The organism is Nonomuraea sp. NPDC049784 (genome assembly GCF_040659615.1).
In the GTDB taxonomy this organism is placed as follows: domain Bacteria; phylum Actinomycetota; class Actinomycetes; order Streptosporangiales; family Streptosporangiaceae; genus Nonomuraea.
This window is the reverse complement of the sequence record NZ_JBFAMX010001309.1, coordinates 1-1,080: the sequence shown is the minus strand read 5'-3', so window position 1 is coordinate 1,080 and position 1,080 is coordinate 1. Positions and strand designations below refer to the sequence as shown.

Here is a 1,080-nt window from a genome sequence, read left to right as displayed (position 1 = left end):
CGGGCCGCGGGCGCCCGTGGCCGTGGCGGTCACCGTGTATTCGGCCGCGGGCTTGAGCGTCCAGTTGGAGCGCCAGATCGTGCGGGAGTCGTCGAGCCGGCCGGGCACCTGCTCCCCGCCCTCGGAGACCACCACCCGGCTGAGCGTGCCGCCGAGCGCCCTGACCACGAGGCCGCGGTCGGTGCGGGCGCGCCTGGCGTCGAAGGCCGGCGAGACCTGCACGACCGGTGGCGAGGGCGGGGTCTCGGCCGTCACGGACGTGCAGCCGCAGACCAGGAGGAGGAAGGTGACACAAGTCAGCACCGCCTGCCGCATGTCACTCCTGTGGGGTCCGAAGGAGGGTCAACCACAGGGTAGCGGTGGGTCAGCAGTCAAGCACGTTGAGTCACTTATCCGATAGTTCCGGAAACTTCTCCCAATGTCAGGTCGCCGGCGGTTGCCCGGATGGTCACCGTGTCCCCGTCCTCGAGGAATGAGCGCGTCTCGCCGCTCGCGAGCTTGAGCGGATCGCTCCCGTTCCAGGTCAGCTCGATGAGCGAGCCGCGCTCGCCCTGCGATGGTCCCGAGATTGTGCCGCTGGCGAACAGGTCTCCGGTACGCAGCGAGGCCCCGTTCACCGTCATGTGCGCGAGCATCTGGTCGGGCGTCCAGTACATGCTCGAGTACGGCGGCCGCGAGACGACCTCCCCGTTGAGCAGGACTTCGAGCGAGATGTCCAGGCCCCAGTCGCCCTGCCTGCGCAGATATTCGACCGGCTCCGGATCCTGGGGGCGGCCGGGGATCCTGGGCAGTGCCTCCAGCGGCGTGATCCACGGCGAGATCGACGTGGCGAACGACTTGGCCAGGAACGGCCCGAGCGGCACGTACTCCCACGCCTGGATGTCACGCGCGCTCCAGTCGTTGACCAGCGTCACCCCGAACACATGGTCCTCGAACGCCCCGGCGGGCGAGCCGTGGGGGGGGGGGGGGGGGGCGCCCCCCCCCCCCCCCCCCCCCCCCCCACCCCGACCAGCACGGGCCCGCCGACGAAGTCGGACCGTCCGGACTCCTGCCGGAAGCGCGCGGCGAGCACCGGCTCGA

2 protein-coding genes are annotated in these 1,080 nt (G+C 71.1%); both read right to left on the bottom strand.

Annotation, left to right across the window (positions count from 1 at the left end; genetic code table 11):
- On the bottom strand, window positions 1-315 hold a 315-nt coding region (locus tag AB0J09_RS65645; RefSeq protein ID WP_360714723.1), incomplete at its 3' end, for an Ig-like domain-containing protein.
- A 74-nt stretch (window positions 316-389) separates the two neighbouring features.
- Window positions 390-1,080 (bottom strand): fumarylacetoacetate hydrolase family protein (locus AB0J09_RS65640; protein WP_360714721.1); only part of this gene is annotated, 691 nt, incomplete at its 5' end.